The sequence below is a fragment of the Caulobacter sp. DWR2-3-1b2 genome, assembly GCF_049896345.1.
In the GTDB taxonomy this organism is placed as follows: Bacteria; Pseudomonadota; Alphaproteobacteria; order Caulobacterales; family Caulobacteraceae; genus Caulobacter.
On sequence record NZ_JAFCUC010000005.1, the window covers coordinates 284,355 to 309,439 of the forward strand.

Genomic DNA, 25,085 nt, shown 5'->3' on the forward strand with positions numbered 1-25,085 from the left:
GAGGCGCGTTTTCGTCAGGCCCACCGTGACGGCGGACAGACCAGCGGCTTCTTTCGGATCAATTTCGACCTTCACGTTACGACAGCCCCTTGAAACTCGCGGCGATTGATAAGCAGCTTCGACCCCTTCCGCCAGAAAGCGTGACCGAAGTCTTGTCGATATTCCGCCTCGCCCATCTGTCCGACCCCCACCTGCCGCCGCCCAAGGGCGCGTTCGGCTGGCGTGACCTGCTGTCCAAGCGGCTGCTGAGTCGCATCGCCTGGCGCCGCAAGCGCAACGAGCATCGCCCGGAGATTCTGGCGACGCTGGTCGCCGATCTCAAGGCCTACGCCCCCGATCATGTGGCGATCACCGGTGACCTGACCAACTTCGCCTCGCCCGTCGAGCTGGAGGCCGCCCGGCTCTGGCTGGAAGCCCTGGGCCCAGCCCGCGACATCACTGTCAGCCCCGGCAACCACGACGCCTTGGTCGATGCCGGCGGCCCGCCGTTCGTCCCATGGACGCCGTGGCTCGGGGATCACGGCGAGGCCAGCTTCCCCCAGGTCCGGATCCGCGACGGCGTAGCGATCTTCAATCTTTGCTCCGCCACCCCCACCGCCCTGCATCTGGCCACCGGCCGCCTGGGCGCCGACCAGCTGTCGCGGCTGGACGCCCGGCTGGCCGATCCGGCTTGGTGCGACCTTTTCCGCGTCGTGCTGATCCACCATCCGCCGGTCGCCGGCGCGGTGTCGGCGCGCAAGGCCCTGGAGGACCAGGACGACCTGCGGGCGGTGCTCGCCCGGCGCGGCGCCGATCTGGTGCTGCACGGCCATGCGCATGAGGCGCTGGTGGCCACCGCGCCCGGACCCGACGGCCGGATGATCCCGGTGCTGGGCGTGCCTTCGGCTTCGGCCCAGGGCCATGGCCGCCACCCCGCCGCGCGCTGGCATGGCATCGAGATCGATCGCCGGGCGGATGGCGAGATCGTGGTCAAGGTGGTGGCGCGAGGCCTGGACCCGACGAGCGGCCAGGCGATGGAGCTGGGCCGCTACGTCCTCTCCCAGGCGGGCCGACCGGCTCAGCGCCCGTAGCGCATCTTCAGCGCAGTGTGGTGTCGCCCGGCCCGGCCTGGAAAGTCAGCCGGGTGGCGGGCTGACGGCCCTCGCAGTCGCCAGCATCGCGCGTGGCCCCCTCGCCCGGCGCCGCGCCAGACTCGCCCGCCAGCGACGGACCGGCCAGCAGCGCAAATCCGGCGATGAGCCCAACCAAGAATGCGGATCGGACTTCCATCAAAAAGGCCGCATCCCTATTGTAGGATGGACGGCGGCTAGCGCCCCGAGGCGAGGCCGAGCATGACCAATCCCACCGCTATCAGCTTTGGCTTTCCGCGCACGCGGGTGGCCGAGACCGCCAGCTGGCTGGTTCTCGTCCGTCCCAAGCAGCCGACATTTGGGTCCCTGGTCCTGATATGCAAGGAAGACGCCCAGGCTTTCTCGCAAGTGAGTCCCGCCGCCTTCGCGGATCTCAAGACGGCCACGGACGGTATCGAGCGAATGTTGGCCAAGGTCGTGGCGTACGAGAAGATCAATTACCTGATGCTGATGATGGTCGACAAGGACGTGCATTTCCACGTGATCCCGCGCTACGCCGGCACGCGTGAGCACGAGGGTCAGGTCTTCGCCGACGCCGGCTGGCCGGCCGTTCCGGCCCTCGGCGATGCGGTCGATATGGGCCTGGACCGAGCCGAACGCCTGGCCAGGACCCTGGCCCAGGCCTGGTCGGCCGCGTGACCCGCTCCCGCCGCATCCGCATTCCGGTTCCCCAGGGCACGGCGCGCTTTCGCCTGATCGACGGTTATCTGTTGCGCCTGCTGCTGTGGCCGATCATCGGCTGCCTGGGCGTCACGGTGATCGCCCTGCTGCTGGAGCGCGTGCTGCGGCTGCTGGACGTGCTGTCGCAGAGCAGCGCCCGGTTCGGCTATGTCACCTCGCTGGCCGCCAACCTGGTGCCGCACTATCTGGGCTTGGCCCTGCCCGTGGCCTTCTTCGTGGCGCTGTTCATCGTCATCACCAAGCTGTCCGACGGCTCGGAGATCGACGCCCTGTTGGCCAGCGGCCAGTCCCTGACCCGTATCGCCGCGCCCTTCGTCTTCGTCGGCTTGTTCCTGGCGGTCTTCAGCCTGGGGGTGTTCGGCTACATGCAGCCCTACAGCCGCTACGCCTATCGCGCCGTGATGCACGAGGCGGTCAATGCCGGCTGGAATGGCAAGCTGGATGGCGGAGCGTTCATCGACGAGCCCAAGCTGCTGATGACCGCAGACGACGCCGACGCGGCCGGCCATCGCCTTACACGAGTTTTCATCCGCCGCCTCGACGCCAACGGCCGGGAGGAGGTCATCACCGCCGCCACCGCCGACCTGCGCGCCGACGAGGCCGCCAAGACCGTCACCATGCTGTTGCGGAGGGGCCAGCGGGTGGGCGTCGACGCTCAGGGCCAGTACCGGACCCTGGTGTTTGACCAGTTCACCACCAACATCCCCTTGGCCGGCGCGGCCGCCCTGCTGCGAACCCGCGGCGGCGACGAGCGCGAGCTGACCCTGGGCGAGCTCGACCGCCAGTCGAAGCTGCCCAACCCGATCGTGCCCAAGCGCACCCTGTTGGCCGAGCTGTACGGCCGGCTGGCCCGCGCCGCCTTCCTGCCGTTCCTGCCGCTGCTGGCCTTCCCGCTGGGCCTGGCCGCCAAGCGCGGCAACCGCACGCCTGGCCTGATCATCGCCGGCGTGCTGCTGCTGGCGTTCCAGCATAGCCTGCAGCTGGGGCAGGGCCTGGCGGAGTCCGGCAAGGCCATGCCCCTGGCGGCGATCGGCATGCCATTCGCGATCTTCACCGGCCTGAGCCTCTGGCTGTTCATCGGCAGCCGCAAGCGTCCGGGCCAAACCCCGGTCACCGAGATGATCCGGCGGATGGGCGTCGGCATCGCCCGTTTCCGCCGGATGGTCCAGTCCAAGACCGACCGGGCCACCGCATGAAGATCCAGCTCTATATCTTGCGAATGGTCGGCACGCGCGTGCTCGGTGCGGCTCTGATCCTGTTCTCGATCCTGCAGATCCTCGACTTGCTGGAAGTCACCACCGACATCCTCGGCCGGGGCCTGGGTACGGCCGGGGTGCTGTATTACGCCGCCCTGCGCTCGCCGCGCCTGATCGAGCAAGTGGCGCCGATCGCCACCCTGGCCGGCGGACTTTTCGCCTTCTCGCAGTTGGCCCGCGAGAGCGCGATCATCGCCATGCGCGCCACCGGCATCTCGGCCTATCGCATCGTCGCCATGGCGGCGCCGATCGCCTTTCTCGTCATGGCGCTGGATTTCAGCTGCGCCCAAGTCATCGCCCCGCGCACCGATCCGGTGCTGGCCGCCTGGTGGCAGGCCACGACCCCCGTCGCCGATCGCAAGGTCGCCGGCCCGCGCAGCTTCCGCTCCAGCGACGACCTGGTGATCGCCGCCGGGGCGTCGGCCGACGGCCGTCAGTTGAACGCGGTGAAGGTCTATCGCCGCGACACTTCCGGCCGCTTGATCGAGCGCGTCGAGGCGCCGACCGCCACCTATGTCCATGGCGGCGGCTGGACCCTCAACAGGCCGGTCATCGCCCGCTTCAGCGGCGAGCGCGTCGATGTCGTGCCCGCCGGCAAGCTGGCCTGGCCCTCGCCCCTGCACCCCCAGGACATCCAGGCCCTGTTCGCTGACAGCCCCGTGCCGACCGCCGCCACGGCCCGCCGGGCCCTTTTGAGCGGTGGCGGCGACCGGCCCGCCAGCTACTACGAGACCCGCCTGCTGGCCGCCTTCGCCGGTCCGTTCGCGGCCCTGGTCATGCTGCTGATCAGCGCGCCCGTCGCCCTGGCCAATTTCCGCAGCGGACAAGGGGCTATGCTGCTGACCGGCGGCCTGGCTGCGGGCCTGCTGTTCCTGGTCATCAACGGCCTGCTCTCGGCCCTTGGCGAAGGCGGGTCGCTGTCGCCCCTCCTGGCCGTCTGGGGCGGTCCGGTAATCTTCGCCTCCCTCGCGCTTTACGCGCTCGTTGCTCTGGAGGGCTGAATGCCGTTCGACACCGCCCCGTCCGACCTGACGATCGTTCCGGTCTCCACCAAGGCCGAGCTGAAGCGCTTCATCAACCTGGCCAACCGCCTGAACGCCAGGGACCGAAGTTGGGTGGTCCCCTTGATGTACGAGCGGATGGCGGCCCTGACGCCGAAGACCAATCCGTTCTTCGAGCATGCCGAGGTCCAGATGTGGCTGATGCTGCGCGGCGGCCGCGACGTCGGCCGGATCAGCGCCCAGATCGACGCCCTGGCGGTCCAGGAAGCCGGCCAGAAGACCGGCAATTTCGGGATGATCGCCGCCGAGGACGACCCCGCTATCTTCGAGCTGCTGTTTCGCACGGCCGAGGACTGGCTGCGCGAACGCGGCTGCACCAACGCCCTGGGCCCGTTCAACCTGTCGATCAACGAAGAGGTCGGCCTGCTGGTCGACGGCTTCGACACCAAGCCGATGGTGATGATGGGCCACGATCCGGCCTATACGGCCCGGCGAGTCGAGGCCCAGGGCTACGCCAAGGCCAAGGACGTCTATGCCTATGTCTGCGACCCCACCGCCGCCCTGCCGGCCGCGGTGGTGCGCAGGGTCAAGCGCGGCCTGCCGCAGGGCGTGACCCTGCGCGAACTGGACATGAGCCGCTATGACGAGGAGGTGCGGTCGCTGACCAGCATCCTCAACGACGCCTGGGCCGGCAATTGGGGCTTCGTGCCGACCACCGAGGCCGAGACCGCCCAACTGGGCAAGGCCCTGAAGGACGTCATTGACAAGCGCCTGACCCTGTTCGCCGAGATCGACGGCGAGCCGGCCGGCTTCATCGTGCTGCTGCCCAATGTCAACGAGGCCATCGAGGGCCTGAACGGCAAGCTGCTGCCGTTCGGCTGGGCCAAGCTGCTGTGGCGGCTGAAGGTCAAGCGGGTGAAATCGATCCGCATTCCGCTGATGGGCCTGAAGCGAAAGTTCGCCGACACCCTGCGCGGCCAGGTCGTGCCCTTCCACCTGATGAACGCCGGGCGCGATGCGGGCCTGGCCCTGGGCTACGACAAGTTCGAGTTCTCGTGGGTGCTGGAGACCAATGCGCCGATGCGACGGATCTCCGAGGCCATGGGCGCCACGATCTACAAGACCTATCGGATCTACGAGAAGGCGCTTTGACCACCATGGGCTTCCAGGCCCTGGTTCTGGCCGGCTCGCGCGGCGGGGTCGATCCGGTGGCCGACTATGCCGGCGTCAGCCAGAAGGGCCTGATCGTCCTAGGCGGTCAGACCCTGCTGACCCGAGTGCTCGGCGCGCTTGACGCGGCGGGCGCCACGCGGATCGCGGTCTCGACCAACGACAAGGCGCTGGAAGCGGCCCTGGCGACGCAGGCGATTCGGGCGACGCTCACCGCCCTGCCCTCCGCCGCCGGACCCAGCCAGAGCGTCCACCAGGCCGCCGAGGTCCTGGGCACGCCGCTGCTGGTCACCACGGTCGATCACGCCCTGCTGCGGCCCGAATGGGTGACCGATTTCATGGCCGACACGCCCGAAAACGCCGACATCGCCATCCTGCTGGGTGAGGAAGCCCTGGTCTTGGCCGCCGCCCCAACCACCAAGCGCACCTATCTGGCGTTTCGCGACGGGCGCTATTCGGGCTGCAACCTGTTCTACCTGAAGACCCCCGCGTCGCTGCGGGCGATCGACCTGTGGCGCAAGGTCGAGCAGCACCGCAAGCAGCCCTGGAAGATCGCCGCCATGCTCGGCCCGATGATTCTGGTGCGCTACCTGCTGGGCCTGATGACCTTGGACGAGACCGTCGGCCGCATCGGCGCCTTGGCCGGTGTCAAGGCGGTGGCGGTGCGGGCGCGGGACGGCTTGGCGGCGGTGGATGTCGACAAGCCGGGGGATCTGGACCTGGTACGGGGGATCGTGGAGGGCGCCTGAAACACCGCCCACCCCGACGAGAACGCCAAATTTCCTTCTTCCTCAAGGGGGAGAAGGTGGCCGGTGGCGCGGACATGACACCCCTACCGCGCCTCCAGCACCAGCCGCAACTTCGCCGCCAGCGCCTCCAGCGTGAACGGCTTGCCAATCAGCTCGACGCCCGGATCCAGCACGCCGTCATGGAACACGGCGTTTCGCGTGTAGCCCGTCGTGAATAGAATTTTGATGTCCGGACGCCGGCGGCGGACCTCCTCGGCCAGCTTGGCGCCGTTGACGTCGGGCATGACCACATCGGTGAACAGCAACACGATCTCGGGATGGGCGTCGATCAAGCGCAGGGCCGCAGCCGCGCCGTCGGCTTCCAGCACCAGATAGCCCAGCTCGCCCAGCGCATCGACGCTGAACTGGCGGACGGACGGCTCGTTCTCGGCGACCAGAACCACTTCGCGGCTGTCACCCACAGCCAACGGCGCGGGCGCCGTTTCGGCCTCGCTCGCGGCCAAGGCGCCGATCAGGCGCGGCAGATAGATCTTGATGGTCGTGCCCACCGACGGCTCGGAATAGATCTTCACATGGCCGCCCGACTGCTTGACGAAGCCATAGACCTGGCTGAGCCCCAGGCCCGTGCCCTTGCCCTTGCCCACTTCCTTGGTTGTGAAGAACGGATCGAAGGCCTTTTAGATGACCTCGGGGGGCATTCCGCCTCCGGTATCGGTCACCGCGATCAGCACATATTGGCCTGGCGTGAGGCCCAGTTGGGGGGCAGCGTAGCGCTCGTCCAGATGAGCGTTCTGGCCCAGTTGTTGGGGTTGCGGGCGGCGGTGGTGAGGAAACAAGCCCGCTGGAAGAAGTCGGTAGTGTCGCGCGAGTCGAAGTACATGCCGCTGACGTGCCACTTCAGGCGGTCGTCGCCATTGCTGGCCAAGTGGATTTCCTGGGTCAGCTGATCCAGATCGCGGATTTGCCCCTGGAATTGGCCAAAGCCGCTTAATAAGAGCCCGCTTACTTGCGTGCGAGCCTGCGGCCTTTAGGCAAATTGCATGACGGCCCCGTGGCAGGCGGGTTGGCCGCGGGTGGTCAGATTGTCGACAGCCGGCGCCCGTCCTTCTCCCCTCGCGAAGGCAGGCGATCCGCACGACCCGCCGCACAGATAGCCTTGTCGTCCCGGATCTTCGCGCTTCGCGCTCGTCCGGGATGACAACCGTTTTTGACGACCTGAAAGAGTGCCCTCCCAAAAAGGGAGAAGGCAAACTACTCCCCCGCCGCCACCCAGGCCGCCGCCAGGGCCCGGTTGCCGGGCAGGTCTTCGGGGAAGTCCATCTCGGCCCACCGCAGGCCCTCGATCGACTGGGTGGCGACCACGTCGTGGTCCTGGGCGATCTGATTGATGACGCTGAGATACCAGCGCTTGAGGCCCTCGGGCGTGCGCAGGGCCTGCTCGACGATACGGGTGAACAGCGCTGCGCCCTCGGGGTCGAAGCGCAGGAAGCCGATCGACTCGGCGTCGTATTGCTCGATGGTCTTGCCGATGGCCCGCAACTTCAGGCCCTCGGTCAGCACCTTCATGTCGTCGGCGTCATAGCCGGGCTTGCGGTCGATGGTGACGGTGATCGGGGCCGGCGGAGCGGCGATCAGCCGGCGGCCGATGTCGGTCGCGAACAGGGTGTCGCCGTTCAGCAGCAGGAAGTCGCCCCGCATCTCCCCGCGCGCCAGCCAGCAGGTGGCCAGATTGTCGGTCAGGGCATAGAACGGGTTGAACAGGGTGCGGACCGTCAGGCCCGGAAGGTCCAGGCCGGCGACCTCCTGCTCGACCGTATCGGCCGCGAATCCGGTGACCACCACCGCCTCGGCGACGCCGGCTTCCGCCAGGTGCTTGAGCTGCCAGTGCAGCACGGTGCGGCCCGACAGTTCGACCATGCATTTGGGACGCGTGTCGGTCAGGGGCGACAGGCGTTTGCCCTGGCCGGCGCTGAGGATGATCGCTTTGGCCGGTGTCGCCACAGGGTGGTCTCGTCTGTCAGAAAATGGAGGTCGCCAGATAGCGACGATGGGCGCGCCGAACAAGCCGCTCGTCGTGGAGCGCGAGGTAACAAGCGGCGGGGTCCCTAGGCAAGCCATAGCGACGCCCGGGGGCCATTCCGCCACCACGCGGGCCGCGCCTGGCGCGCGTTTCCGACATTGCAGAACGGGCTTTCTAACCTAGCCGAGGAAGCTGTGGGTACGGCTTCCGGCGCTTTCGTTGATTTCTGAATTGGAGCGGGCGATGGGAATCGAACCCACGACATTCTGCTTGGGAAGCAGACGCTCTACCTCTGAGCTACGCCCGCACTGGACGGAATGAACATGCGCCGTCCGAGCGCTGCGGCTCGTCTAGCGGGTCTCGTCCCCCGACTCAAGACAGGCCGCATCCAAGGCATCCGTTGACGGCGTGCAACGCGCGGCGCACGATCGGTCAAACAGATGTTCGGGAGGAGGACGCCCATGGCCGATGGTCATCAACACCCAGAGGAGCATGAGCGAGCCCAGTTCCACGCCATGACCGGCGGCACGCCTCAGGACTGGGCGATCATCGCCAACGCCTCGACGGAATTTGGCCGCGAGCTCCCGACCCGGCTGGTCTCGCACCTGAAGCTGCTGCAGGGCGATTGCGGGGGCTTCGCGATCGACCGGCTGGACCACAGCCTGCAGACCGCCACCCGGGCCTTCCAGGACGGCCGCGATGAGGAATATGTGGTCTGCGCCCTGCTGCACGACATCGGCGACATCCTGGGCCCGCGCAATCACGCCGACATCGCCGCGGCGATCATTCAGCCCTTCGTGTCGGAGGCAAACCACTGGATGGTGGCCCACCACGCGATCTTCCAAGGCTATTATTTCTTCCAGCACCTGGGCCTGGATCGCGACATGCGCGACCAGTTTCGCGGCCATCCCAGCTTCGAACACACCGCCCAGTTCTGCCACATCTACGACCAGGAGGCCTTCGACCCGGCCTATAGCTCGATGCCGCTCGAGGCGTTCGAGCCGATGCTGCACCGGGTGATGTCGACGCCGAAGCGGTCGATCTACCTGCGGGCGAAGGACGAGGCGGCGGCTTGATTTAAGTCTTCCCCCTGTGGGGGAGGCGATAGCGCAGCGATCGGTGGGGGGGAGTTTTAGGGACTTCGATCTTGGGTCACGCCGCCGGCCGATCACTCCCCCCACCGTCGGCTTCGCCGACACCTCCCCCACAGGGGGAGGACTTTATTCCAACACCTCGGCCACGATCCCCAGCGCCCCAAGCTGGGCCTGCAGACTGTCGGGGCCCACCAGGTGCCCCGCTCCCACCGCCACGAAGCTGACGCCCGAGCCGGCCAGCTTGGCCTTCAACTGCCGCGCCCAGTCCTTGTTGCGGTTGACCAGCAGCAAGGCGTAGACGCCTGGATAGTCGGCCCGCATCTCGTCGATCATCTCGTGTTTGATCGCCGCTTGGTCGCCGCGGGCCCAGGCGTCGACCAGCAGGTCGATCTTGGCCGGCCCCTCGTCGACATCCGCCAGGGTGGATTCCAGCAGGCCGCGCTCCTGGTCGGGGGTCATGTCGGCGAAGAAGCGAATCTGCTGCTCCATCGTCTCGAAGGCATGGATCGGCTTGCCGGCCGCCTTGGCCTGGGCGGTCAGCACCTTCTCGACGCCGCTTTCCGGGTCATAGCCGGCCCGGAGGATCGGGGTCAGCGACACCGTCAGGGCCGCCAGCCAAGGCCGCATCGGGTCCAGGCTGCCCGGCGCCATGCCCATGCCCTGGGCCGCGGCCTGCAGCTTGGCGTAGGTTTCGGGGCTGAGCTTGGCCGACAACGGCGTGGCGCGATCGACGCCGTATTTCAGCATCAGGGGCTGCACGGCCATCGGGTTTTCGGGCTGCTCGACTTCCATCACCACGTCGTCAGCCGCCTCGAAGGCCTGCGTGATCCTGGCCGAGCGCCAGACGGTCTGTGGCTTCAGCACATGGACCGTGCCGAACAGGTAGATCGTCGAGTCGTGGTCCCTGATCACCCAAAGCGCCGGATCGGCGAAGGCGGGGCTGGCCCCCATCGCCAGCAGGGCGATGAGGGCCAAGGCGCAGCGGCGGACGAGATTGGTCAGAATCATCATGGTCCCAATCTCCGGGCGCCGCGGCGCGTAGGCAAGGCGCGTCTCAGCGCAGGAAGGCCTCGACCTCGGCGGCGAAGGCGGCCGGTTGATCCAGCATGATGAAGTGCAGCGAACCGTCGATGCGCTTGACCCTGGCCGAGGTCATGGGGGCGTAGGCCGAGGTGTAGAGCGCGTCATAGGCCGCCTGGGGCGCCCCGGTGGCCTCGTCCCAGGGGTAGAGCATCACGGTCGGGGTCTTGATGAACGCGATATCGCCGCGCAGGTCGGTGGTCAGGTCGTCATAGAGGGCGCGGCCGGTCACCGACGGATCCGAGGCGATGGCGGCCGCGGTGGCGGCCTTCAGGCCCTCGGGCGACTTGACCAGGCGAGCCATGGTGCGGGTCTCGCCGGCCGCCCACGCCTCGGGCGTCGATTTGGCGGCCATGTCGCGCATCGCGGCGGCCTGCGGCCTGACCGTCTCGACGGTGGCCGTCGGGGCGAAGACCACGGGATAGAAGGGCAGGCTATCGACGACCATCAGCTTGCCGAGGTCCTCCGGGTGCTGGCGGGCCAGCATCAGGCCGGCCAGTCCGCCCATCGAGTGGCCGATCACGGATGGAGACTTCAGGTGGGCCGACTTGATGTAGCCGTCGAGCGCGTCGACGGTGGGCTGCAAGACGGGGCCCTCGGCATTGGCCCCGACCGGCGCGCCGGCGAAGCCCGCCACCTGGACGATGTGCAGGCGATAACGGCCTTCAAGCTGCTTGACCGTGGCGTCCCAAACCAAGGCCGAGGAAGCCAGACCGGGGATCAGGATCACGTCCCGACCCTTGCCCCGGACCTCGACGGTGAGGCGCGGCGCGACGGCCGAGGGGACGGCGATGGGGGTGGCCGCGTCGGCGGGGTGGAAGACGCCAAGGGCGGCGGCGAGGGCGGCGACGCAGGCGAAGGCGGCGCGCGTCGAGAGATGACGGACGGACATGGGCGATCTCCAGGTTGGGGGTTATGGGCTCTGTGGCGGACGCCTGACCGGAGGTCAGGCTTCGTCTTGAAAAATAGTTTCGATCGGCAGCGCGAACAGGCGGGCCAGCTTGAAGGCCAGCGGAAGGCTGGGGTCGTACTTGCCGGTCTCGAGCGCATTGATGGTCTGGCGCGACACTTCGAGCCGGTCGGCCAGGTCGGCCTGGCTCCAGTCGCGCTCGGCCCGCAGGACTTTGAGGCGGTTCTTCACCGGTACCTCAGGCTCACCAGCGGCCGGGCCAAGCCCATGGCCGCGCAAAAAATCGGGAACACCATGTAGAGCGGCAGGTGCGCCACCAACTCGACATTCTCAAGAAAGCCCCAGGCCGTGCAGCCCGCCAGGGTGATCCCGATGCCCCAGAGCATGGATTGGACCAGAATGGAGCGTTGGAACTCATCGGTCTCCTCGACCACATAGAGCCCCATGATGGCGATCACCGCGATGATCGGCAGGGCCGGGGCGATGGCCAGCAGCCACAGCAACGGGCCGTGCGGATCTTGGTGCCTGATCCACCAGATCGAGGCGAACAGCACTCCGACATAGGCGGCCATGGCCGGTGCGAACCGAGCGATGTAGCGTTTCGCCGCCGGGCTGGCCTTCTTCATATCGCAGATCATCGTCTTGCTCCCTCGATGGCCGTTCAGACCCGACCGTTCAGCCAGCGGCCGATCGGGGGCGCCACGCGGTGGGCGGCCTTCATGACGCCGGCGACCAGCAGGGCGCTCAACACCACGCCTTGCGACGACGGCGGGAAGGCCAGGCTGACGGTCGATGTCTGGGCGTTGAGGATCACGCCGCCGGTCGCCAGGAAGGCGGCGATCGCGAGCGCGCCGGCGATGATAGCTCCGGCCAAGGCGGCCTTGGCGATCCGGTCTTCAATTTCATTTTGCATGACAAGCCTCCTCGTCTTTATGACAAGTACGCTTGTCTTATATCACTGCGACTATGTCAAGCTCGCTTGTCATAATATCAAGGAGAGGCCACACCGGCCGGCTAGAGCATTTCCCGACCTGACTGCGTCAGGCCGTGAGCTCTAATCTTTTGTTTTGACGCATTTTTCTTCACGCCAACCGGAACCACTTCGCTCGAAAAATGCTCTAGGCGGCTCGGCGCGAGGGTGTGGCGTGCAGTTCATCAGCCGAATTCAGATGCACCGGCTTGGACAGCGAGCGGCCCAACACCTGGGCCAGACGGCCCTCGCCCCGCTCGCGGGCGATCGTCCAGCCATAGCGCGAGAAAGCGTCCCCATAGTCATCCCAGCGGATCACCCGGCCATGGTCGTCGCAGCGCCAGATGGCCTTGTCGCAACCGGGGATGGGCGCGGCCTTGATCCAGATCGCGACCCGCCGGACGTGGGTGGGATAGGTCCCGCCGAAGAGTGCGTTCATGGTTGCAAGCTCCACTGGATCGACGCTCGCAGTGAGTCGCGTCGTCGACAAGGGCAAACTAGCACTGGTGGCATCGGGTTGGAGGGCCACTACATCTAGTGCGACGCCGTGACGCGCGACCGAATGACCAATTAGATGTTCGACGAACGGCGCTGCGAATCCAGACGAATGACGACATCGGCGCGGGCCGGCATTTCGCGGCTGATGTGACGGGTCAGGCGCTCGTAGTGCTGCACGAAGACCGCGACCTGCGCGTCGTCCATGGTCCGCGCCGCGCCCGCCTCAGCTGCGGCCAGCCGGTCGCGCAGCTTGCGCTCCTGCTCCTGGCGCCAGGCCAGGACAGCCTCGAAATCGGGCGCGATGAACTGGATCAACAGGTCGATTCGGGCGAACAGCGCGCGATAGGGCCCGGCCAGTGCGGCGTTGACCTGGGCGCGCCAGGCGCCGTCCGGATCTTTCTCGCGTTCCAGCGCGTTGACCGCGACCTTCAGGGCGTGGGGAAGTTCGGGCCTCGCCCCGACGCACCAGCCTTCGAACAGCACGATATCGACCGGACCACTGACCGTGGACCAGGTCGCGGCGGGCGCGCGGGTGTCGGTCGCCTTGTCGAAGCGTGGGAGAGCCGTCGTCCCCGCCCCGGACAAACCGTCGAGCACCGCCAGGCCCAGGCCCACGTCGTGCGTGCCTGGAACGCCGCGCGTGCGCAGCAACGGATGAATGTCGCGGGCCAGAACCTCACGGTCCGCCAGGGACAGGTAGAGATCGTCCAGCGACAGGATCGCCACCGTTCGGCCCCGCTCTGCCAGCAGCCGGCCAAGCACCAGAGCGGCGGTCGATTTGCCCGATCCCTGTGGCCCGCAGATCCCCACCACGAAGGCCGGCCCCATCGCCACCGCCGCGATCCGCGCCGCCAGAGGCGCGTGCAGGCGCTCGATCTGGGCGCCGAAGGTCTCGGGAAGGTCTTCGTCGCGCAGAAGGGCTGCCAGCCAGTCAGGATCGATCATGAAAGCGCTCCTTCCTTGTTCCCCTGCGGGAAAAGGTGTCGGCGCGGCCGACGGATGAAGCGTTCCACGGCGCGGCCACTCCGGCCCTTCAACCTATCGCCAGGCCTTGAAATGCTTGGACAGCTTCAGCCCTTGGCGCTGGTAGTGCGAGCCACCCTCGCCATACAGCCGCTCGGGTCGGGCGGTCAGGGGTTCATAGACCAGCCGGGCGACGATCTGGCCGTCCTCCAGCAGGAACGGCGTCTCGTGGCTGCGCACTTCGAGCACGCCCTTGGAGCCGACGGCCAACGCCTCCTCGGTGCCAAAGCCAGGGTCGAAGAACCCGGCATAGTGGACGCGAAACTCGCCGACCGACGGATCGATGGGGGTCATTTCGGCCGCCTCCATCACCGGGATCTGGATGTCGTCCTTGGAGGCCAGGATGTAGAACTCGCCCGGGTCGAGCAACAGTTCGCCATGGCGGGTTTCCAGCGCTTCCCAGAAGTCGCGCGGATCGTGGCCGTCCTCGTGGTCCAGGTCGACGACCCCGGCGTGGCGGCGGCCTCGGAAACCGACTATGCCGGTGGTCAGATCGACGCCGACGCTGCGGGTCGCCAGCTTGACCGGCTCGCCGCGCTTGAGACGCAGCTGGTTTAGCCGGGTGCCGGCCCGCACCAGCACCGAGAAGGTATGCGGCGCGATCTCGATGTAGAGCGGGCCTTCATAACCGGCCTCGACATCGTCGAAGGCCTTGCTGTGATCGGTCAGCAGGCGAACAAAGACGTCGACCCGGCCGGTCGAGCTCTTGGGATTGCCCCGCGCCGCGATATTGCCCGGCAGGGCCAGGCTCTCCTGGATCTCGGCGATATAGACGCAGCCCTTCTCCAGGACCGCGCCCTTCGTCAGGTCCAGCTCGTGCATCGCCACGTCCTTCAGACGCTCGGGCACGCGGCGGGCCACGCCCGGCAGGAACGAGGCGCGCACCCGCCAGCACCGCGCGCCCAAGCGCAGGTCCAGGCTGGCCGGTTGCACCTGGTCGGCGTCGAACGGAGTCTGGGAGGTGATCGCCTCTTGAGCAATCAGGTCCTCGATGGATTGGCAGGGCAGAATCCCCGCTGCGTGGGCGTCGGTCATTGGGGCGACACTCGCTAAACCGCGCCGGGAAGGCAAGGCTCGCGGTGATCCGCGCGCGCCTTACTCGCCTGTGACAATTCTAATGTTGAAATCAGACTTGTCCGCCTTGACCCTTGGGCCGGCAAAACCCCTTATGCCGGCCGTTTCTAGAGCGTGGCAGCCGAAAGTGGCCACCGGTTTCGGCTGCCACGCTCAAGTGTTTGAAGAGGAGCCTGCCTAGCAGGCTCCTGAGACGAGAAAAAAAGGAACCGCCATGGCCGAGGACCCGAAGGACTGGGATATCGCCACCAAGCTGATCCGCGGCGGTCTGGCGCGCTCGCAATTCATGGAAACCGCCGAAGCCCTCTATCTCACCCAGGGCTTTACCTATGACAGCGCCGAGGGCGCCGACCGCCGGTTCTCGGGCGAGGACCCCGGCTTCGTCTATTCGCGGTTCAGCAATCCGACCGTGAAGATGTTCGAGGACCGTCTGGCGCTGCTGGAAGGCGCCGAGGTATGCCGCGCCCAGGCCACGGGCATGGCCTCGATCCACATGGCGCTGATGGGCCTGGTTCGCGCCGGCGACCACGTGGTGGCCGGTCGCGCGCTGTTCGGCTCCTGCCGCTGGCTGATCGCCGAGTGGCTGCCGCGCTTCGGCGTGGAGACGACCTTCGTCGACGCCACCGATCCCAAGGCCTGGGAAGCGGCGATGCGCCCCAACACCAAGGCGGTGCTGATCGAGACGCCGTCGAACCCGGTGCTGGAGATCACCGACATCCGCGCGGTGTCGGAACTGGCCCACGCCGTCGGCGCCAAGGTCATCGTCGACAACGTCTTCGCCACCCCGATCTTCCAACAGCCCCTGACCCTGGGCGCCGACATCGTGGTCTATTCGGCCACCAAGCACATCGACGGCCAAGGCAGGGTGCTGGGCGGGGCGATCCTGACGACCGAGGCGATCAACGAGGAATTCTACCGCGACGCCCTGCGCCACACCGGCCCGTCGCTGTCGCCGTTCAACGCCTGGGTGCTGGTCAAGGGCCTGGAGACCCTCGATCTGCGCGTGCGCCGCCAGACCGACAGCTGCGCGGCCCTGGCCGACACGGTCGCCGACCACAAGGCGGTCAAGCAGGTGCTCTATCCCTTCCGCCACGACCACCCGGGCCACAATGTCGCCAAGTCGCAGATGAGCGGCGGCGGCACAGTGCTGGCCCTGGACCTCGGTTCGCGAGAGGCGGCGTTCAAGTTCCTCAACGCGCTGGAGATCGTCGACATCTCCAACAATCTCGGCGACGCCAAGTCGATGGCCACCCACCCGCCGACCACCACCCATCGCTCGGTGCCCGAAGAGATGCGGCCGTCGCTGGGCGTGGTCGAGGGCGGCGTGCGCCTGTCGGTCGGGCTGGAAAGCCTGGCGGACCTGAAGCGGGACGTGATCCGTGCGCTCGATCAGGCGTGAATCCTCCCCGCCCCTGAAGCGGATCCGACGCCGTCGCGGCGCGGATACCGGCATCTATGAAGCGCGCACGCGCGACATCGTAGTGCGGGTCTCACCGGTCTATCAACCCGAGGGGTCCTCGCCCGAGGAGGGCCTGTGGATGTGGCTCTACACCGTGGAGATCGAGAACCACGGCGTCGAGACCGTGCAGTTGATCTCCCGCGCCTGGACGATCACCGACGGCCTCAACCGGGTCAGTGAGGTCGAGGGCTCCGGCGTGGTCGGCGAACAGCCGGAACTGCAGCCGCGCGAGGCGTTCCGATACGTGTCCAACTGCCCTTTACCGACGTCATCCGGCGCCATGGTCGGCCGCTACCAAATGATGACCGAGGCCGGCGAGGTGTTCGACGCCAACATCCCGGAGTTCTCGCTGCACCTGCCGGGCGCGGCGAGACGGGTGAACTGACGGCAAGGGCGTGCGTCCTTCGAGGTTCGGCTACGCCTCGCACCTCAGGATGAGGAAGATTGTGCTGAATTCCTGATCCTGAGGCGCCCGCACAGCGGGCCTAGAAGGACGCACAGCGCCTCAGCCGACCGCAGCCGGCTCCACCTGATAGACCCGTGAGCAGTATTCGCATGTCACGTGGATCTTGCCGTCGGGCTCGATCATGTCGGCGACTTCGTCGGCCGTGAACGAGCCCAGCATGCCGCTGATGCGCTCATCGGAACAACGGCAGAAGGCGCGCAGCGGCTTTTCCTCAATCAGCCGCACGCCGTCCTCGTTGAACAACCGCCAGAGCAAGAGCGTCGTCGGCACGGTGGGGTCGATCAGTTCGTCCTCGCCGGTGGTCTCAAACAGCGCCTGGACGTGGTTCCACGCCTCGGCGGTCTCGCCGCGGGTCTCGTCGCCAGCGATGGCCTGGATCAGGATCCCGCCGGCCCGCCACTTCGGGCCCTCGCCGGTGTCGGCCTGGCCGACCGCCAGGCGCACGCGGGTCGGGGTCTGTTCCGACTGGGCGAAATACTGCTCGGCGCATAGGGCCAGAGTCTCGCCCTCGATGGGCGTGATGCCCTGATAGCGGTCCATGTCAGGACCCTGGTCGACGGTCATCATGAAGGTTCCGCCCCCCAGCAGGGTCTTGGCGCCTGGGCGCACGAAGCCTTCCGAGACCTTGGCCACCTCGTCCGCATCGAAGCGGCAATAGCCGCGCAGGGCGCCGCTGGTATCGTAGTCGACGACGACGTAGCGCACCGGACCGTCCCCCTGGGCCTGGACGATCAGCCGGCCCTCGAACTTCAGGCTGGAGCCGACCAAGGCGGCCAGGGCGCAGGTCTCGCCCAGCAGGTTGGCGACAGGCTCGGGATAATCGTGGCGGGTCAGCACCTCATCGACCGTGGCGCCCAGGCGCACGACGCGGCCGCGCACGGGCAGGCCCTCGATCTGAAAGGCGGAAACGATGTCGTCGGGCGCGCCTGGGGCGGCGATGGCGGCGGTGATGTCAGTCATGCGGCGGTTAAATAGGAGGTTCGGGGGAAAATGCGAGCCCCCTGCGGCGACCTCTTGCCCCCACCTGGCGACTGCGTCGCCTGTCCGCCCCCATAGGGGGCGGAGTTTGCGCGCTTGAGCTCCGCCCCCTATGGGGGCGGACAGACCGCGAAGCGGTCAGGTGGGGGCAAGTGCTTCCTCAATCGACGAACGGCTTCTCGATCTCGTAGACGGCGTCGTCCAGCTTGTCGCGAAACAGCTGCTGGGCGTCCTGGACGCCTTGGTTATAGTAATAAGGCCCCATCTGCTCGGAGATGAAGTCCAGCAGGAACCCCACCTGCAGCGGGCTGGCCTCGCAGTCGAGTTCGCGGTCGAGATAGCGCGTCAGCCTATCGAGCAAGGCGTCGCGCTTCTGCTTGTTGAACTCGATCTTGGCCATCTAGCCGCCCCCTTGGCCAATCGCCCCGAAGCACCAGGCCAGCACCGACTTCTGAGCGTGGATGCGGTTTTCCGCCTCGTCCCAGGCCAGGGAGCGGGGGCCGTCGAGCACCGCGTCGGTGACCTCCTCGCCCCGGTGAGCCGGCAGGCAGTGTAGGAACACGCCGTTGTGGGACAGGTCCATCAGGGCGTCGTCGACCTGGTAGGGCTCCAGCGCGGCCAAGCGCTCGTCGTGATCGGTGTCGCCCATCGAGACCCAGGTGTCGGCCGCCACCACGTCGGCCCCGCGCACGGCCGCCTTTGGATCGTCGGTCAGGGTGATCTGGCCCTGCAGCTCCTGGGCGCGGGCCAGGTCGATAAGGTCGGGATGGTAGATCGCCGGACAGGCGATGTTCAGCTTGAAGCCCAGCAGCGGCGCGGCGTGGATAAAGCTGGAGCACATGTTGTTGCCGTCGCCGACCCAGGCGATGGTCTTGCCGCCGATGTCGCCGCGATGCTCCTCGATGGTCAGCAGGTCGGCCATGACCTGGCACGGGTGGCTCTTGTCGGTCAGGCCGTTGATCACCGGCACGGTCGAGACCTGGGCGAAGCGCTCGACGTCGGCGTGGCTGTTGGCGCGGATCATCACCGCGTCGACCATCCGCGACAGCACCCTGGCGGTGTCCTCGATGGTCTCGCCGCGCCCCAGCTGCATGTCGTTGGCGGTCGAGATGATCCCCGACCCGCCCAACTGGCGGATCGCCGCGTCGAACGAGAAGCGGGTGCGGGTAGAGTTCTTCTGGAAGATCATCGCCAGCACGCGGCCGTCGGCCGGGGCGTCGGCGTCGACCTTGCCCTTGCCCCAGCCGGCGCGGGCGGCTTTGCGGGCCTTGGCGTCTTCGAGGATGACCCGCAGCGTGGGGCCGTCGAGCTTCCACAGGTCGATGAAGTGTCTGGGCTGGGTCATCTGGTCCCCCTACCCCGCTCACCCCGGCGAATGCCGGGGCCCAGATTCATCTGGGAAGCAGCGGGCTTGATCTGGGTCCCGGCATTCGCCGGGATGAGCGGATTAGCGAATCTCAGGCCACCACGTTCTGCGCGGCCCGAGCGGCCTCGCAGGCCTGTTCGAGCTTGGCGATGGCCTCGGAGGCTTCCTCGACGGTCAGGTTCAGCGGCGGCAGCAGGCGCACGCAGTTATCGCCGCCCCCGGCCACCAGCAGCTTCTCGTCGCGGGCCAAAACCATGAACTCGCGATTGTTCGGGATCAGCTTGATGCCGATCAGCAGGCCCTTGCCGCGGATATCGACGATGATGTCCGGGAAGCGGTCCTTCAGGCCGTTCAGCTGCTGGACGAAATAGCCGGCCACGCGCGTCACGTTGTCGAGAATCTCGTCGGTGTTGATCGTGTCGAACGCCGCCTTGCCCACGGCCATGGCCAGGGGGTTGCCGCCGAAGGTCGAGCCATGGACGCCCACGGTCATGCCCTTGGCCGCCTCGGTGGTGGCCAGGCAGGCGCCGACCGGGAAGCCGCCGCCCAGGGCCTTGGCCACGGCCATGATGTGAGGCTCGCCGCCCACTCCACCGTCTTGGGCCGCCCACTCATAGGCGAACAGCTTGCCGGTCCGGCCCATGCCGCACTGAACCTCGTCATAGATCAGCAGCACGCCGTGCTCGTCGCACAGCGCGCGCAGGCTGACCAGACAGTGCTCGGGAATGGAGCGCGCCCCGCCCTCGCCCTGCACGGGCTCGACGATGATCGCGGCCGTGGTGGGGTTGGCGATCGCGGCCTTCAGAGCGTCATGGTCGCCGAAGGTCAGCTGGCTATAGCCCGGCAGGCGGGGGCCGAAGCCCTCGACATAGCTGGGATTGCCCGAGGCGTTGACCGCCGCGTAGGAGCGGCCATGGAACGAGCCGTCGAAACCGAAGATCTCTATCCGCTCCGGCTGGCCATTGGCGGTGTGATATTTGCGGGCGGTCTTCAGCGCGCACTCGATCGCCTCGGTTCCCGAATTGGTGAAGAACACCACGTCGGCGAAGCTGTGGGCGCACAACCTATCCGCCAATTCCTCCTGCTCGGGGATCCGGTAGATGTTGGAGACATGCCAGAGCTTCTCGCCCTGGGTCTTCAGCGCCTCGACCAGCACGGGATGGGCGTGGCCCAGACCGTCGGTGGCGATGCCGGCCACGCAGTCCAGATATTCATCGCCGTCGGTCGAGAACAGACGCGCGCCTCGGCCCCGCTCGAACGCCAGCGGGGCGCGGTTATAGACGCCCATGATGTGGTGTTGCGCGGCGGTAGACGACGTCGACGTGCTCAAGACAGCCTCCCAAAAAGGAAACAAGCCCCCGCACTGAAAGCGCGGGGACCGGAAGGCTGAGCGTTGTCGGCGCGTAACCGTGCTCTGTCAACAAACCGGGCGTGAATTTTGGGTGTCAGGGCACGCAAGCCACACTGTTTGCGGCCTCATCCAGCCCGCTCTCTCCCTCCGTCTTCGCGGCGAAGGCCGGGACCCAGATTCATCCAGAGCGGCTCGTGGTTTTCACCTGGGCTCCGGCCTTCGCCGGGGAGACGGATAAAGGTGGCCGTAGCTCAGGACGGTCGCCTAAGCCAATCGTCCATGACAGGGGCTAGCTCTTCAGCTTGTAACCGCTGCGAAACAGCGCCCAGCACCACAGGAACAACCCGACCGACAGCACCGCCGTCACCACCGCCCCGATCACCACCGAGCCGTCGGCATGGCCGATGAAGCCGTAGCGGAAGCCGTCGATCAGATAGAAGAACGGGTTGAAGTGGCTGGCCGAGCGGAACGGCTCGGGCAGCTTGTCGACCAGGTAGAAGGTGCCCGACAAGAAGGTCATCGGCATGATCAGGAAGTTGGTCACCGCCGCCAGCTGGTCGAACTTCTCGGCCCACAGGCCGGCCAGCACGCCGGCCAGGCCCAGGATGATCGCCGCCCCGACCGCGAAATAGACGATCGCCCACGGGTGGGAGATTTGCAGGCCCGCGCCCGGCAGCACGCCGATCACCAGGGCTGTCACCGCGCCGACCACGATGCCGCGCGTCGCCGCGCCCAGGCCGAAGGCTGAGACCTGCTCCAGCGGCGACAGCGGCGGGGTCAGGAAGTCCGGCGTCAGGCCCATCATCTTGGCCTGGATCAGCGAGGACGAGGCGTTGGCGAAGGCGTTGTTGAGGATGGCCATCATGATCAGGCCGGGGGCCACGAAATGGCCAAAGCTGATCCCGCCCACCGCCTGGCGGCTGGGGCCGACGGCGACCACGAAGACCAGCATGTAGAGCAAGGTGGTCACCACCGGGGCGGCGACGGTCTGGGTGCCCACCTTCCAGAAGCGGCGGATTTCGCGCTGATAGAGGGTGAAGAACCCGCTCCAGTTCCAGCCGTGATAGTCGCGCGGCTGCGGCGGAATGACGGTGTTTGGGATGTCGCTCATAAGCCTGGGGTCCTGAAACGCACCCGAGCCCTCTTCGAGGGCTCTCACTAAGGGTTGGCGCGTGGCGGGCGCCTAAACCGATATCCACTTTCGGCTGCCACGCGCCAGCCATGTGCGCTCGGAGCCCGCCCGGCGCAACCACCGCCCCCCTAGAATCAACATCTAGTTCCTGTGGACGAACCCATGGCGCCTATTGTGTGTTTTAACGTATTCTTTACACTATGTAGTGGGCAGACCGCCGGCGGGGCGGTTCGGATACCAGATGTAGGGTCTAGGCGAGTCTGGGGAGACGCGCCAGGGACCTTTTTCAAGAGGCGGAGATTGGGTCATGAGCTGGACTGACGAACGGGTCACCACCTTGAAGAAGCTCTGGCTGGACGGTCTTTCCGCCAGTCAGATCGCCAAACAGCTGGGCGGCGTCACGCGCAACGCCGTGATCGGCAAGGTGCACCGTCTGGGCCTGTCGGGCCGCGCCGCGCCGTCGCAACCCGCGCGCCCGGCCTTCAAGGCTCCGCGTCCGGCCCGTCCGGCCGCCACCGCCATGCCGTCCGCGCCACGCCGGGTGATCGCCGCCGAGCCGGCGGCCCTGCCCGCCGTGGCCCAGCAACCCTCGGTCCCGGCCTTCCGCGACGAGCAGCCGGGTTCGGCCACCGTGCTCACCCTGGGCGCCCACATGTGCAAGTGGCCGATCGGCGACCCGTCCACCGACGGCTTCACCTTCTGCGGCCGCCGCTCGTCGGACGGCCCCTACTGCAACGAACATGCGCGGGTTGCATACCAGCCCCAGCAGACCAAGAAGAAGTCGGGCCCCACCGAACTGGCCCGCTCGCTGCGCCGCTACATCTAGTCCTCGCCCTGGGGCCGTCCTCGTTCTTCGAAGCGCGGGCTTCGGGGCGCGGATACTGGGTCGGTAGTAGGAATCCTCGCGCGGCCAGTGGCCGGCGCGAGGATTCCGGCCTCACGACGATGAATTGCGCGAGCGCGTCTAGGGTACAGGCATGGCGGTCATGCGAGACATCGGCGTTCCGGCGAGATTCACGACGATCAAGGGTTCGTTTGGCAAGGCCCTGCTCTATCTCGCGATCAGCCTGGTCTTCGTCGCGATGGGAGCCTTTCTCGCCGGCGACCCTCGCCAGGCGATGATGGCCAGGTTCTGCATCGTGCTCTTCGGGCTGGGCGCCGCAGTGTTCGTGTGCCTGCTCTTTCGTCCTCACATCCTGACCCTCGACGATGAGGGCTTCACCGTGAGCGGCGGCCTGATACGCGCGGCGAAGAAGACGCCTTGGCGCGACGTCGAAGGCTTCTTCGTCTATCGGCTGCCCAAGGGCGGCAAGATGGTCGGCTACAATCTGGCGCCCGGCATTCGAAACGAGACGGCGCTAGCCAAGATCGGCCGAAGCCTCGGCGCCGACCGCGCCCTACCCAGGGGCTGGGCTATGTCGGTGGAAAAGGTGGCCGAGACCCTCAACGCCTATCGCGCGCGAGCCTTGGCGAAATAGACGACTAAGATCGAAGACCCCAAACCTCCCCCCACCGGTCGCTGCGCGACCACCTCCCCCACAGGGGAGGACTTCAAACCCCGAACCGTCCTATCAATCCCCCATGACCGACACCGCCGTCATCGATTCCAACGCCCAGGCCTATTCCGTCTCGGAACTGGCCTTCGCCCTGAAGCGTACGCTGGAGACCAGCTACGGCTTCGTGCGGCTGCGCGGCGAGCTCAGCAAGGTCACCCACCACGGCAACGGCCACGTCTATCTGACGATCAAGGACGACAAGTCGGCGATCGACGGCGTGGTCTGGAAGGGCAATGTGCGCGGCCTGGGGATCCGGCCCGAGCACGGGCTGGAAGTCATCGTCACCGGCAAGATCACCACCTATCCGGCCGGCTCGCGCTACCAGATCGTCATCGAGACCATGGAGGCGGCCGGCGTCGGCGCCCTGCTCGCCCAGCTCGAGCGCCTGAAGGCCAAGCTGGCCGCCGAGGGCTTGTTCGCGCCGGACCGCAAGCGTCCCCTGCCCTCGATGCCGGCCGTGGTCGGGGTGATCACCAGCCCGACCGGGGCCGTGATCCGCGACATCCTTCACCGCATCCGCGACCGCTGGCCCTGCCAGGTGCTGGTCTGGCCTTGCGTGGTGCAGGGCGACGCCGCCGCCGGCCAGGTCAGCGCCGCAATTCGGGGCTTCAACGCCATCACCCCAAGCCACGAAGGAGGGGGCGGACCCGTACCGCGACCCGACATCCTGATCGTCGCCCGGGGCGGCGGATCGGTCGAGGACCTGTGGGCCTTCAATGACGAGGGTCTGGCCCGCACGGTGGCTGAGGGGACGATCCCGCTGATCTCGGCCGTGGGCCACGAGACCGACACCACCCTGATCGACTTCGTCTCCGACCGTCGCGCCCCCACCCCCACCGCCGCCGCCGAGATGGCGACGCCGGTGTTGGCCGAGCTGCGGGCCCTGGTCAGCGACTATGATCGCCGGCTGAACAACTGCGGCGGCCGGGCGGTCGAGGAGCGGCGGACACGGCTGATCAGCGCCGCGCGGGGCCTGCCTCGCCCAGCCGACCTGCTGGCCCTGGCCCAGCAGCGGCTGGACCTGGCGGTGCGCGGCCTGCCCCGGCTGGACGACCTGACCGCGCCCGCCGACCGCCGCTTCAAGGCGGTCGGCGCCCGGCTAGACGCGGCCCTGCAGCGCAATACCGACATCCACGCCCGCGACCTGTTGAAGGTCACCGCCCGCCTGTCGCCCGACACCCTGCATCGCCAGCGCAACGACGCCGGCCGCCGGGTCGGCGATATCGGCAAGCGCCTGGAGCTGGCCGCCCGCCGCGCGCCGGAGCGGATCGGCCAGCACGCTCGCCTGCCCGCCCTGCAGGACCGGATGAACGCCTGCGCTCATCGCCGGCTGGAGCGGGAGGGCGACCGTCTGGCCAGCCTGGACAAGCTGCGACAGTCGCTCAATCCAACGCGGCCGTTGGAACTGGGCTTTGCACTCGTGCACAAGGCGGACGGCGGGATCGCTCGTTCGGCTTCAGAACTTGCCAGCGGTGAACGGGTGAGACTGCAATTTAAGCAAGGTGAGCGCGAGGCGGTTATCGATGGAGAAAGTTCCGCGGCCGTCCCCCCGCCAACGATACCCGCCGTTGCGCGGCCTATCCCCAAGCCAAAGGCGCCCCCTCCGCCTTCGAGTCAGGGAAATCTGTTTTGAGCCCCCCCCAAACTCCACTCATCCCGACAAAAGTCGGGACTCAAGCCGCCCGTCAGAATGGGCTCAGGCAGCGGTGAGCCGCAGCGTCATTTCGGAGCATCAGCTTGGGTCCCCTGAGTTCACAAACGAAGTGCAACACTCTCTGACCGAGGTGTTGCGATGGGACAAGCCTATGATCACCTCACGCTTGAGGAGCGGTGTGAGCTTGCCCGGCGTCGTGAAGCGGGTGAGACGATCCGACAAATCGCTGCGGCTCTGGGTCGCTCGCCATCGAGCATCTGCCGTGAGCTGAAGCGTAATGGCGCGCCCAAGGCCGCCTACAAGCCCGTGCTGGCCGGCGATCTCAGCAAGGCCCGGCGCTGGCGAGGCAGCCGCCTGGAACGCGACGAGGTCCTCCAGGGCCAGGTGCTCGAGCACCTGGCCCTGGGCTGGTCGCCCGAGCAGGTGGCCGGACGGCTGAAGCGCGAGCGCGGCCAGGCGGTGGTCAG

Annotated in this window: 30 protein-coding genes, 1 tRNA gene and 1 pseudogene; 13 read left to right on the forward strand and 19 right to left on the reverse strand. The window is 67.3% G+C overall.

Going from position 1 to position 25,085, the window contains the following annotated elements:
• Positions 1–152 precede the first annotated feature (152 nt).
• Positions 153–1,070 (forward strand): metallophosphoesterase family protein, encoded by a 918-nt coding sequence (locus ACP694_RS15310; protein WP_426013806.1) that lies wholly within the window; start codon positions 153–155, stop codon positions 1,068–1,070.
• A gap of 7 nt (positions 1,071–1,077) precedes the next feature.
• Here the strand turns inward: ACP694_RS15310 and ACP694_RS15315 are convergent, their stop codons facing one another.
• Complete coding sequence (locus ACP694_RS15315) at positions 1,078–1,248, reverse strand: hypothetical protein (RefSeq protein WP_426013734.1); 171 nt, start codon at positions 1,246–1,248, stop codon at positions 1,078–1,080.
• A gap of 83 nt (positions 1,249–1,331) precedes the next feature.
• On the opposite strand from ACP694_RS15315, the gene ACP694_RS15320 reads away from it, so the two are divergent.
• From ACP694_RS15320 to ACP694_RS15340, 5 genes are read left to right on the forward strand one after another with little or no spacing between them, the layout of a single operon-like run.
• Positions 1,332–1,769 carry an HIT family protein gene (locus tag ACP694_RS15320; protein WP_426013736.1) on the forward strand — a complete coding sequence of 146 codons (438 nt, stop codon included), beginning with the start codon at positions 1,332–1,334 and terminating at the stop codon, positions 1,767–1,769.
• A 20-nt stretch (positions 1,770–1,789) separates the two neighbouring features.
• On the forward strand, positions 1,790–3,007 hold the full coding sequence (locus tag ACP694_RS15325; RefSeq protein WP_426013807.1) for an LptF/LptG family permease: 1,218 nt from the start codon (positions 1,790–1,792) through the stop codon (positions 3,005–3,007).
• A complete protein-coding gene (locus ACP694_RS15330) occupies positions 3,004–4,068 on the forward strand; it encodes an LptF/LptG family permease (protein ID WP_426013738.1) in 1,065 nt (354 codons plus the stop codon). Before ACP694_RS15325 ends, ACP694_RS15330 begins: the two co-directional genes overlap by 4 nt.
• Positions 4,069–5,220 carry a dATP pyrophosphohydrolase gene (locus ACP694_RS15335; protein WP_426013740.1) on the forward strand — a complete coding sequence of 384 codons (1,152 nt, stop codon included), beginning with the start codon at positions 4,069–4,071 and terminating at the stop codon, positions 5,218–5,220.
• A gap of 5 nt (positions 5,221–5,225) precedes the next feature.
• Complete coding sequence (locus ACP694_RS15340) at positions 5,226–5,987, forward strand: nucleotidyltransferase family protein (protein ID WP_426013809.1); 762 nt, start codon at positions 5,226–5,228, stop codon at positions 5,985–5,987.
• Between the two features lie 83 nt (positions 5,988–6,070).
• Here ACP694_RS15340 and ACP694_RS15345 read toward each other — a convergent pair whose 3' ends face one another.
• From ACP694_RS15345 to ACP694_RS15365, 5 genes and pseudogenes are all read right to left on the reverse strand, one after another.
• Positions 6,071–6,535, reverse strand: coding sequence for a response regulator (locus ACP694_RS15345; protein WP_426013810.1), 465 nt, complete (start codon positions 6,533–6,535; stop codon positions 6,071–6,073).
• A pseudogene (locus tag ACP694_RS15350) lies at positions 6,515–6,649 on the reverse strand (ATP-binding protein); the annotation flags it as partial. The gene ACP694_RS15345 and the pseudogene ACP694_RS15350, both read right to left, overlap by 21 nt.
• 62 nt (positions 6,650–6,711) lie before the next feature.
• Positions 6,712–6,912 (reverse strand): hypothetical protein, encoded by a 201-nt coding sequence (locus ACP694_RS15355; RefSeq protein WP_426013741.1) that lies wholly within the window; start codon positions 6,910–6,912, stop codon positions 6,712–6,714.
• A 326-nt stretch (positions 6,913–7,238) separates the two neighbouring features.
• Complete coding sequence (locus tag ACP694_RS15360; protein ID WP_426013742.1) at positions 7,239–7,988, reverse strand: sugar phosphate nucleotidyltransferase; 750 nt, start codon at positions 7,986–7,988, stop codon at positions 7,239–7,241.
• 251 nt (positions 7,989–8,239) lie between these two features.
• Positions 8,240–8,314 (reverse strand) — tRNA-Gly (locus tag ACP694_RS15365).
• 154 nt (positions 8,315–8,468) lie between these two features.
• On the opposite strand from ACP694_RS15365, the gene ACP694_RS15370 reads away from it, so the two are divergent.
• Positions 8,469–9,083, forward strand: a complete 615-nt coding sequence (locus ACP694_RS15370; RefSeq protein ID WP_426013744.1) for an HD domain-containing protein — start codon at positions 8,469–8,471, stop codon at positions 9,081–9,083.
• 144 nt (positions 9,084–9,227) lie between these two features.
• Here ACP694_RS15370 and ACP694_RS15375 read toward each other — a convergent pair whose 3' ends face one another.
• From ACP694_RS15375 to ACP694_RS15410, 8 genes are all read right to left on the reverse strand, one after another.
• Entirely contained in the window at positions 9,228–10,112 is an 885-nt protein-coding gene (locus ACP694_RS15375; RefSeq protein ID WP_426013746.1) for a TraB/GumN family protein, read from the reverse strand.
• Positions 10,113–10,155: 43 nt separating this feature from the next.
• On the reverse strand, positions 10,156–11,073 hold the full coding sequence (locus ACP694_RS15380) for an alpha/beta hydrolase (protein WP_426013748.1): 918 nt from the start codon (positions 11,071–11,073) through the stop codon (positions 10,156–10,158).
• 54 nt (positions 11,074–11,127) lie between these two features.
• Positions 11,128–11,322, reverse strand: coding sequence for a helix-turn-helix transcriptional regulator (locus tag ACP694_RS15385; protein WP_426013749.1), 195 nt, complete (start codon positions 11,320–11,322; stop codon positions 11,128–11,130).
• The gene (locus ACP694_RS15390) at positions 11,319–11,729 is read right to left on the reverse strand and encodes a hypothetical protein (protein ID WP_426013750.1); all 411 of its coding nucleotides are present in this window, start codon (positions 11,727–11,729) and stop codon (positions 11,319–11,321) included. The genes ACP694_RS15385 and ACP694_RS15390 overlap by 4 nt, the downstream gene beginning before the upstream one ends.
• 23 nt (positions 11,730–11,752) lie before the next feature.
• Positions 11,753–12,004 (reverse strand): hypothetical protein, encoded by a 252-nt coding sequence (locus ACP694_RS15395; RefSeq protein ID WP_426013752.1) that lies wholly within the window; start codon positions 12,002–12,004, stop codon positions 11,753–11,755.
• 205 nt (positions 12,005–12,209) lie between these two features.
• Positions 12,210–12,500, reverse strand: coding sequence for a hypothetical protein (locus ACP694_RS15400; RefSeq protein ID WP_426013753.1), 291 nt, complete (start codon positions 12,498–12,500; stop codon positions 12,210–12,212).
• Positions 12,501–12,631: 131 nt separating this feature from the next.
• On the reverse strand, positions 12,632–13,504 hold the full coding sequence (locus tag ACP694_RS15405) for a kinase (protein ID WP_426013755.1): 873 nt from the start codon (positions 13,502–13,504) through the stop codon (positions 12,632–12,634).
• Between the two features lie 93 nt (positions 13,505–13,597).
• On the reverse strand, positions 13,598–14,617 hold the full coding sequence (locus ACP694_RS15410) for a 2'-deoxycytidine 5'-triphosphate deaminase (protein WP_426013757.1): 1,020 nt from the start codon (positions 14,615–14,617) through the stop codon (positions 13,598–13,600).
• A 253-nt stretch (positions 14,618–14,870) separates the two neighbouring features.
• Between ACP694_RS15410 and metZ the strand changes: the two genes are divergently transcribed.
• Entirely contained in the window at positions 14,871–16,055 is a 1,185-nt protein-coding gene (metZ, locus tag ACP694_RS15415; protein WP_426013758.1) for an O-succinylhomoserine sulfhydrylase, read from the forward strand.
• Positions 16,036–16,500, forward strand: a complete 465-nt coding sequence (apaG, locus tag ACP694_RS15420; protein WP_426013760.1) for a Co2+/Mg2+ efflux protein ApaG — start codon at positions 16,036–16,038, stop codon at positions 16,498–16,500. The genes metZ and apaG overlap by 20 nt, the downstream gene beginning before the upstream one ends.
• Before the next feature lie 120 nt (positions 16,501–16,620).
• Here apaG and ACP694_RS15425 read toward each other — a convergent pair whose 3' ends face one another.
• The 5 genes from ACP694_RS15425 to ACP694_RS15445 form a co-directional block, all read right to left on the reverse strand.
• Positions 16,621–17,541: an Hsp33 family molecular chaperone gene (locus ACP694_RS15425; protein WP_426013762.1), complete on the reverse strand. Its 921-nt coding sequence runs from the start codon at positions 17,539–17,541 to the stop codon at positions 16,621–16,623.
• A 178-nt stretch (positions 17,542–17,719) separates the two neighbouring features.
• Positions 17,720–17,959: a DUF2164 domain-containing protein gene (locus tag ACP694_RS15430; RefSeq protein WP_426013764.1), complete on the reverse strand. Its 240-nt coding sequence runs from the start codon at positions 17,957–17,959 to the stop codon at positions 17,720–17,722.
• Positions 17,960–18,904, reverse strand: coding sequence for an ornithine carbamoyltransferase (gene argF, locus ACP694_RS15435; RefSeq protein ID WP_426013766.1), 945 nt, complete (start codon positions 18,902–18,904; stop codon positions 17,960–17,962). It abuts the gene before it with no gap.
• A gap of 112 nt (positions 18,905–19,016) precedes the next feature.
• Entirely contained in the window at positions 19,017–20,255 is a 1,239-nt protein-coding gene (locus ACP694_RS15440; protein ID WP_426013768.1) for an aspartate aminotransferase family protein, read from the reverse strand.
• A gap of 310 nt (positions 20,256–20,565) precedes the next feature.
• Positions 20,566–21,387, reverse strand: a complete 822-nt coding sequence (locus ACP694_RS15445; RefSeq protein WP_426013770.1) for an ABC transporter permease — start codon at positions 21,385–21,387, stop codon at positions 20,566–20,568.
• Positions 21,388–21,715: 328 nt separating this feature from the next.
• Here ACP694_RS15445 and ACP694_RS15450 point away from each other — a divergent pair, with 328 nt between their 5' ends.
• From ACP694_RS15450 to ACP694_RS15465, 4 genes are all read left to right on the forward strand, one after another.
• Positions 21,716–22,234 carry a GcrA family cell cycle regulator gene (locus tag ACP694_RS15450; RefSeq protein ID WP_426013772.1) on the forward strand — a complete coding sequence of 173 codons (519 nt, stop codon included), beginning with the start codon at positions 21,716–21,718 and terminating at the stop codon, positions 22,232–22,234.
• A 151-nt stretch (positions 22,235–22,385) separates the two neighbouring features.
• Entirely contained in the window at positions 22,386–22,886 is a 501-nt protein-coding gene (locus ACP694_RS15455; RefSeq protein WP_426013774.1) for a hypothetical protein, read from the forward strand.
• Positions 22,887–22,989: 103 nt separating this feature from the next.
• On the forward strand, positions 22,990–24,597 hold the full coding sequence (xseA, locus tag ACP694_RS15460) for an exodeoxyribonuclease VII large subunit (RefSeq protein ID WP_426013776.1): 1,608 nt from the start codon (positions 22,990–22,992) through the stop codon (positions 24,595–24,597).
• A gap of 159 nt (positions 24,598–24,756) precedes the next feature.
• A partial coding sequence (locus ACP694_RS15465) for a transposase (RefSeq protein WP_426013778.1) occupies positions 24,757–25,085 on the forward strand: 329 nt, incomplete at its 3' end.

Coding starts and splice junctions, on each gene's coding strand:
- ACP694_RS15320 (WP_426013736.1), top strand. CDS start 1,332: ATGACCAATCCCACCGCTATCAGCTTTGGCTTTCCGCGCACGCGGGTG.
- ACP694_RS15330 (WP_426013738.1), top strand. CDS start 3,004: ATGAAGATCCAGCTCTATATCTTGCGAATGGTCGGCACGCGCGTGCTC.
- ACP694_RS15335 (WP_426013740.1), top strand. CDS start 4,069: ATGCCGTTCGACACCGCCCCGTCCGACCTGACGATCGTTCCGGTCTCC.
- ACP694_RS15340 (WP_426013809.1), top strand. CDS start 5,226: ATGGGCTTCCAGGCCCTGGTTCTGGCCGGCTCGCGCGGCGGGGTCGAT.
- ACP694_RS15370 (WP_426013744.1), top strand. CDS start 8,469: ATGGCCGATGGTCATCAACACCCAGAGGAGCATGAGCGAGCCCAGTTC.
- ACP694_RS15375 (WP_426013746.1), bottom strand. CDS start 10,112: ATGATGATTCTGACCAATCTCGTCCGCCGCTGCGCCTTGGCCCTCATC.
- ACP694_RS15380 (WP_426013748.1), bottom strand. CDS start 11,073: ATGTCCGTCCGTCATCTCTCGACGCGCGCCGCCTTCGCCTGCGTCGCC.
- ACP694_RS15390 (WP_426013750.1), bottom strand. CDS start 11,729: ATGATCTGCGATATGAAGAAGGCCAGCCCGGCGGCGAAACGCTACATC.
- ACP694_RS15395 (WP_426013752.1), bottom strand. CDS start 12,004: ATGCAAAATGAAATTGAAGACCGGATCGCCAAGGCCGCCTTGGCCGGA.
- ACP694_RS15400 (WP_426013753.1), bottom strand. CDS start 12,500: ATGAACGCACTCTTCGGCGGGACCTATCCCACCCACGTCCGGCGGGTC.
- ACP694_RS15405 (WP_426013755.1), bottom strand. CDS start 13,504: ATGATCGATCCTGACTGGCTGGCAGCCCTTCTGCGCGACGAAGACCTT.
- ACP694_RS15410 (WP_426013757.1), bottom strand. CDS start 14,617: ATGACCGACGCCCACGCAGCGGGGATTCTGCCCTGCCAATCCATCGAG.
- metZ (WP_426013758.1), top strand. CDS start 14,871: ATGGCCGAGGACCCGAAGGACTGGGATATCGCCACCAAGCTGATCCGC.
- ACP694_RS15425 (WP_426013762.1), bottom strand. CDS start 17,541: ATGACTGACATCACCGCCGCCATCGCCGCCCCAGGCGCGCCCGACGAC.
- ACP694_RS15430 (WP_426013764.1), bottom strand. CDS start 17,959: ATGGCCAAGATCGAGTTCAACAAGCAGAAGCGCGACGCCTTGCTCGAT.
- argF (WP_426013766.1), bottom strand. CDS start 18,904: ATGACCCAGCCCAGACACTTCATCGACCTGTGGAAGCTCGACGGCCCC.
- ACP694_RS15445 (WP_426013770.1), bottom strand. CDS start 21,387: ATGAGCGACATCCCAAACACCGTCATTCCGCCGCAGCCGCGCGACTAT.
- ACP694_RS15450 (WP_426013772.1), top strand. CDS start 21,716: ATGAGCTGGACTGACGAACGGGTCACCACCTTGAAGAAGCTCTGGCTG.
- ACP694_RS15455 (WP_426013774.1), top strand. CDS start 22,386: ATGGCGGTCATGCGAGACATCGGCGTTCCGGCGAGATTCACGACGATC.
- xseA (WP_426013776.1), top strand. CDS start 22,990: ATGACCGACACCGCCGTCATCGATTCCAACGCCCAGGCCTATTCCGTC.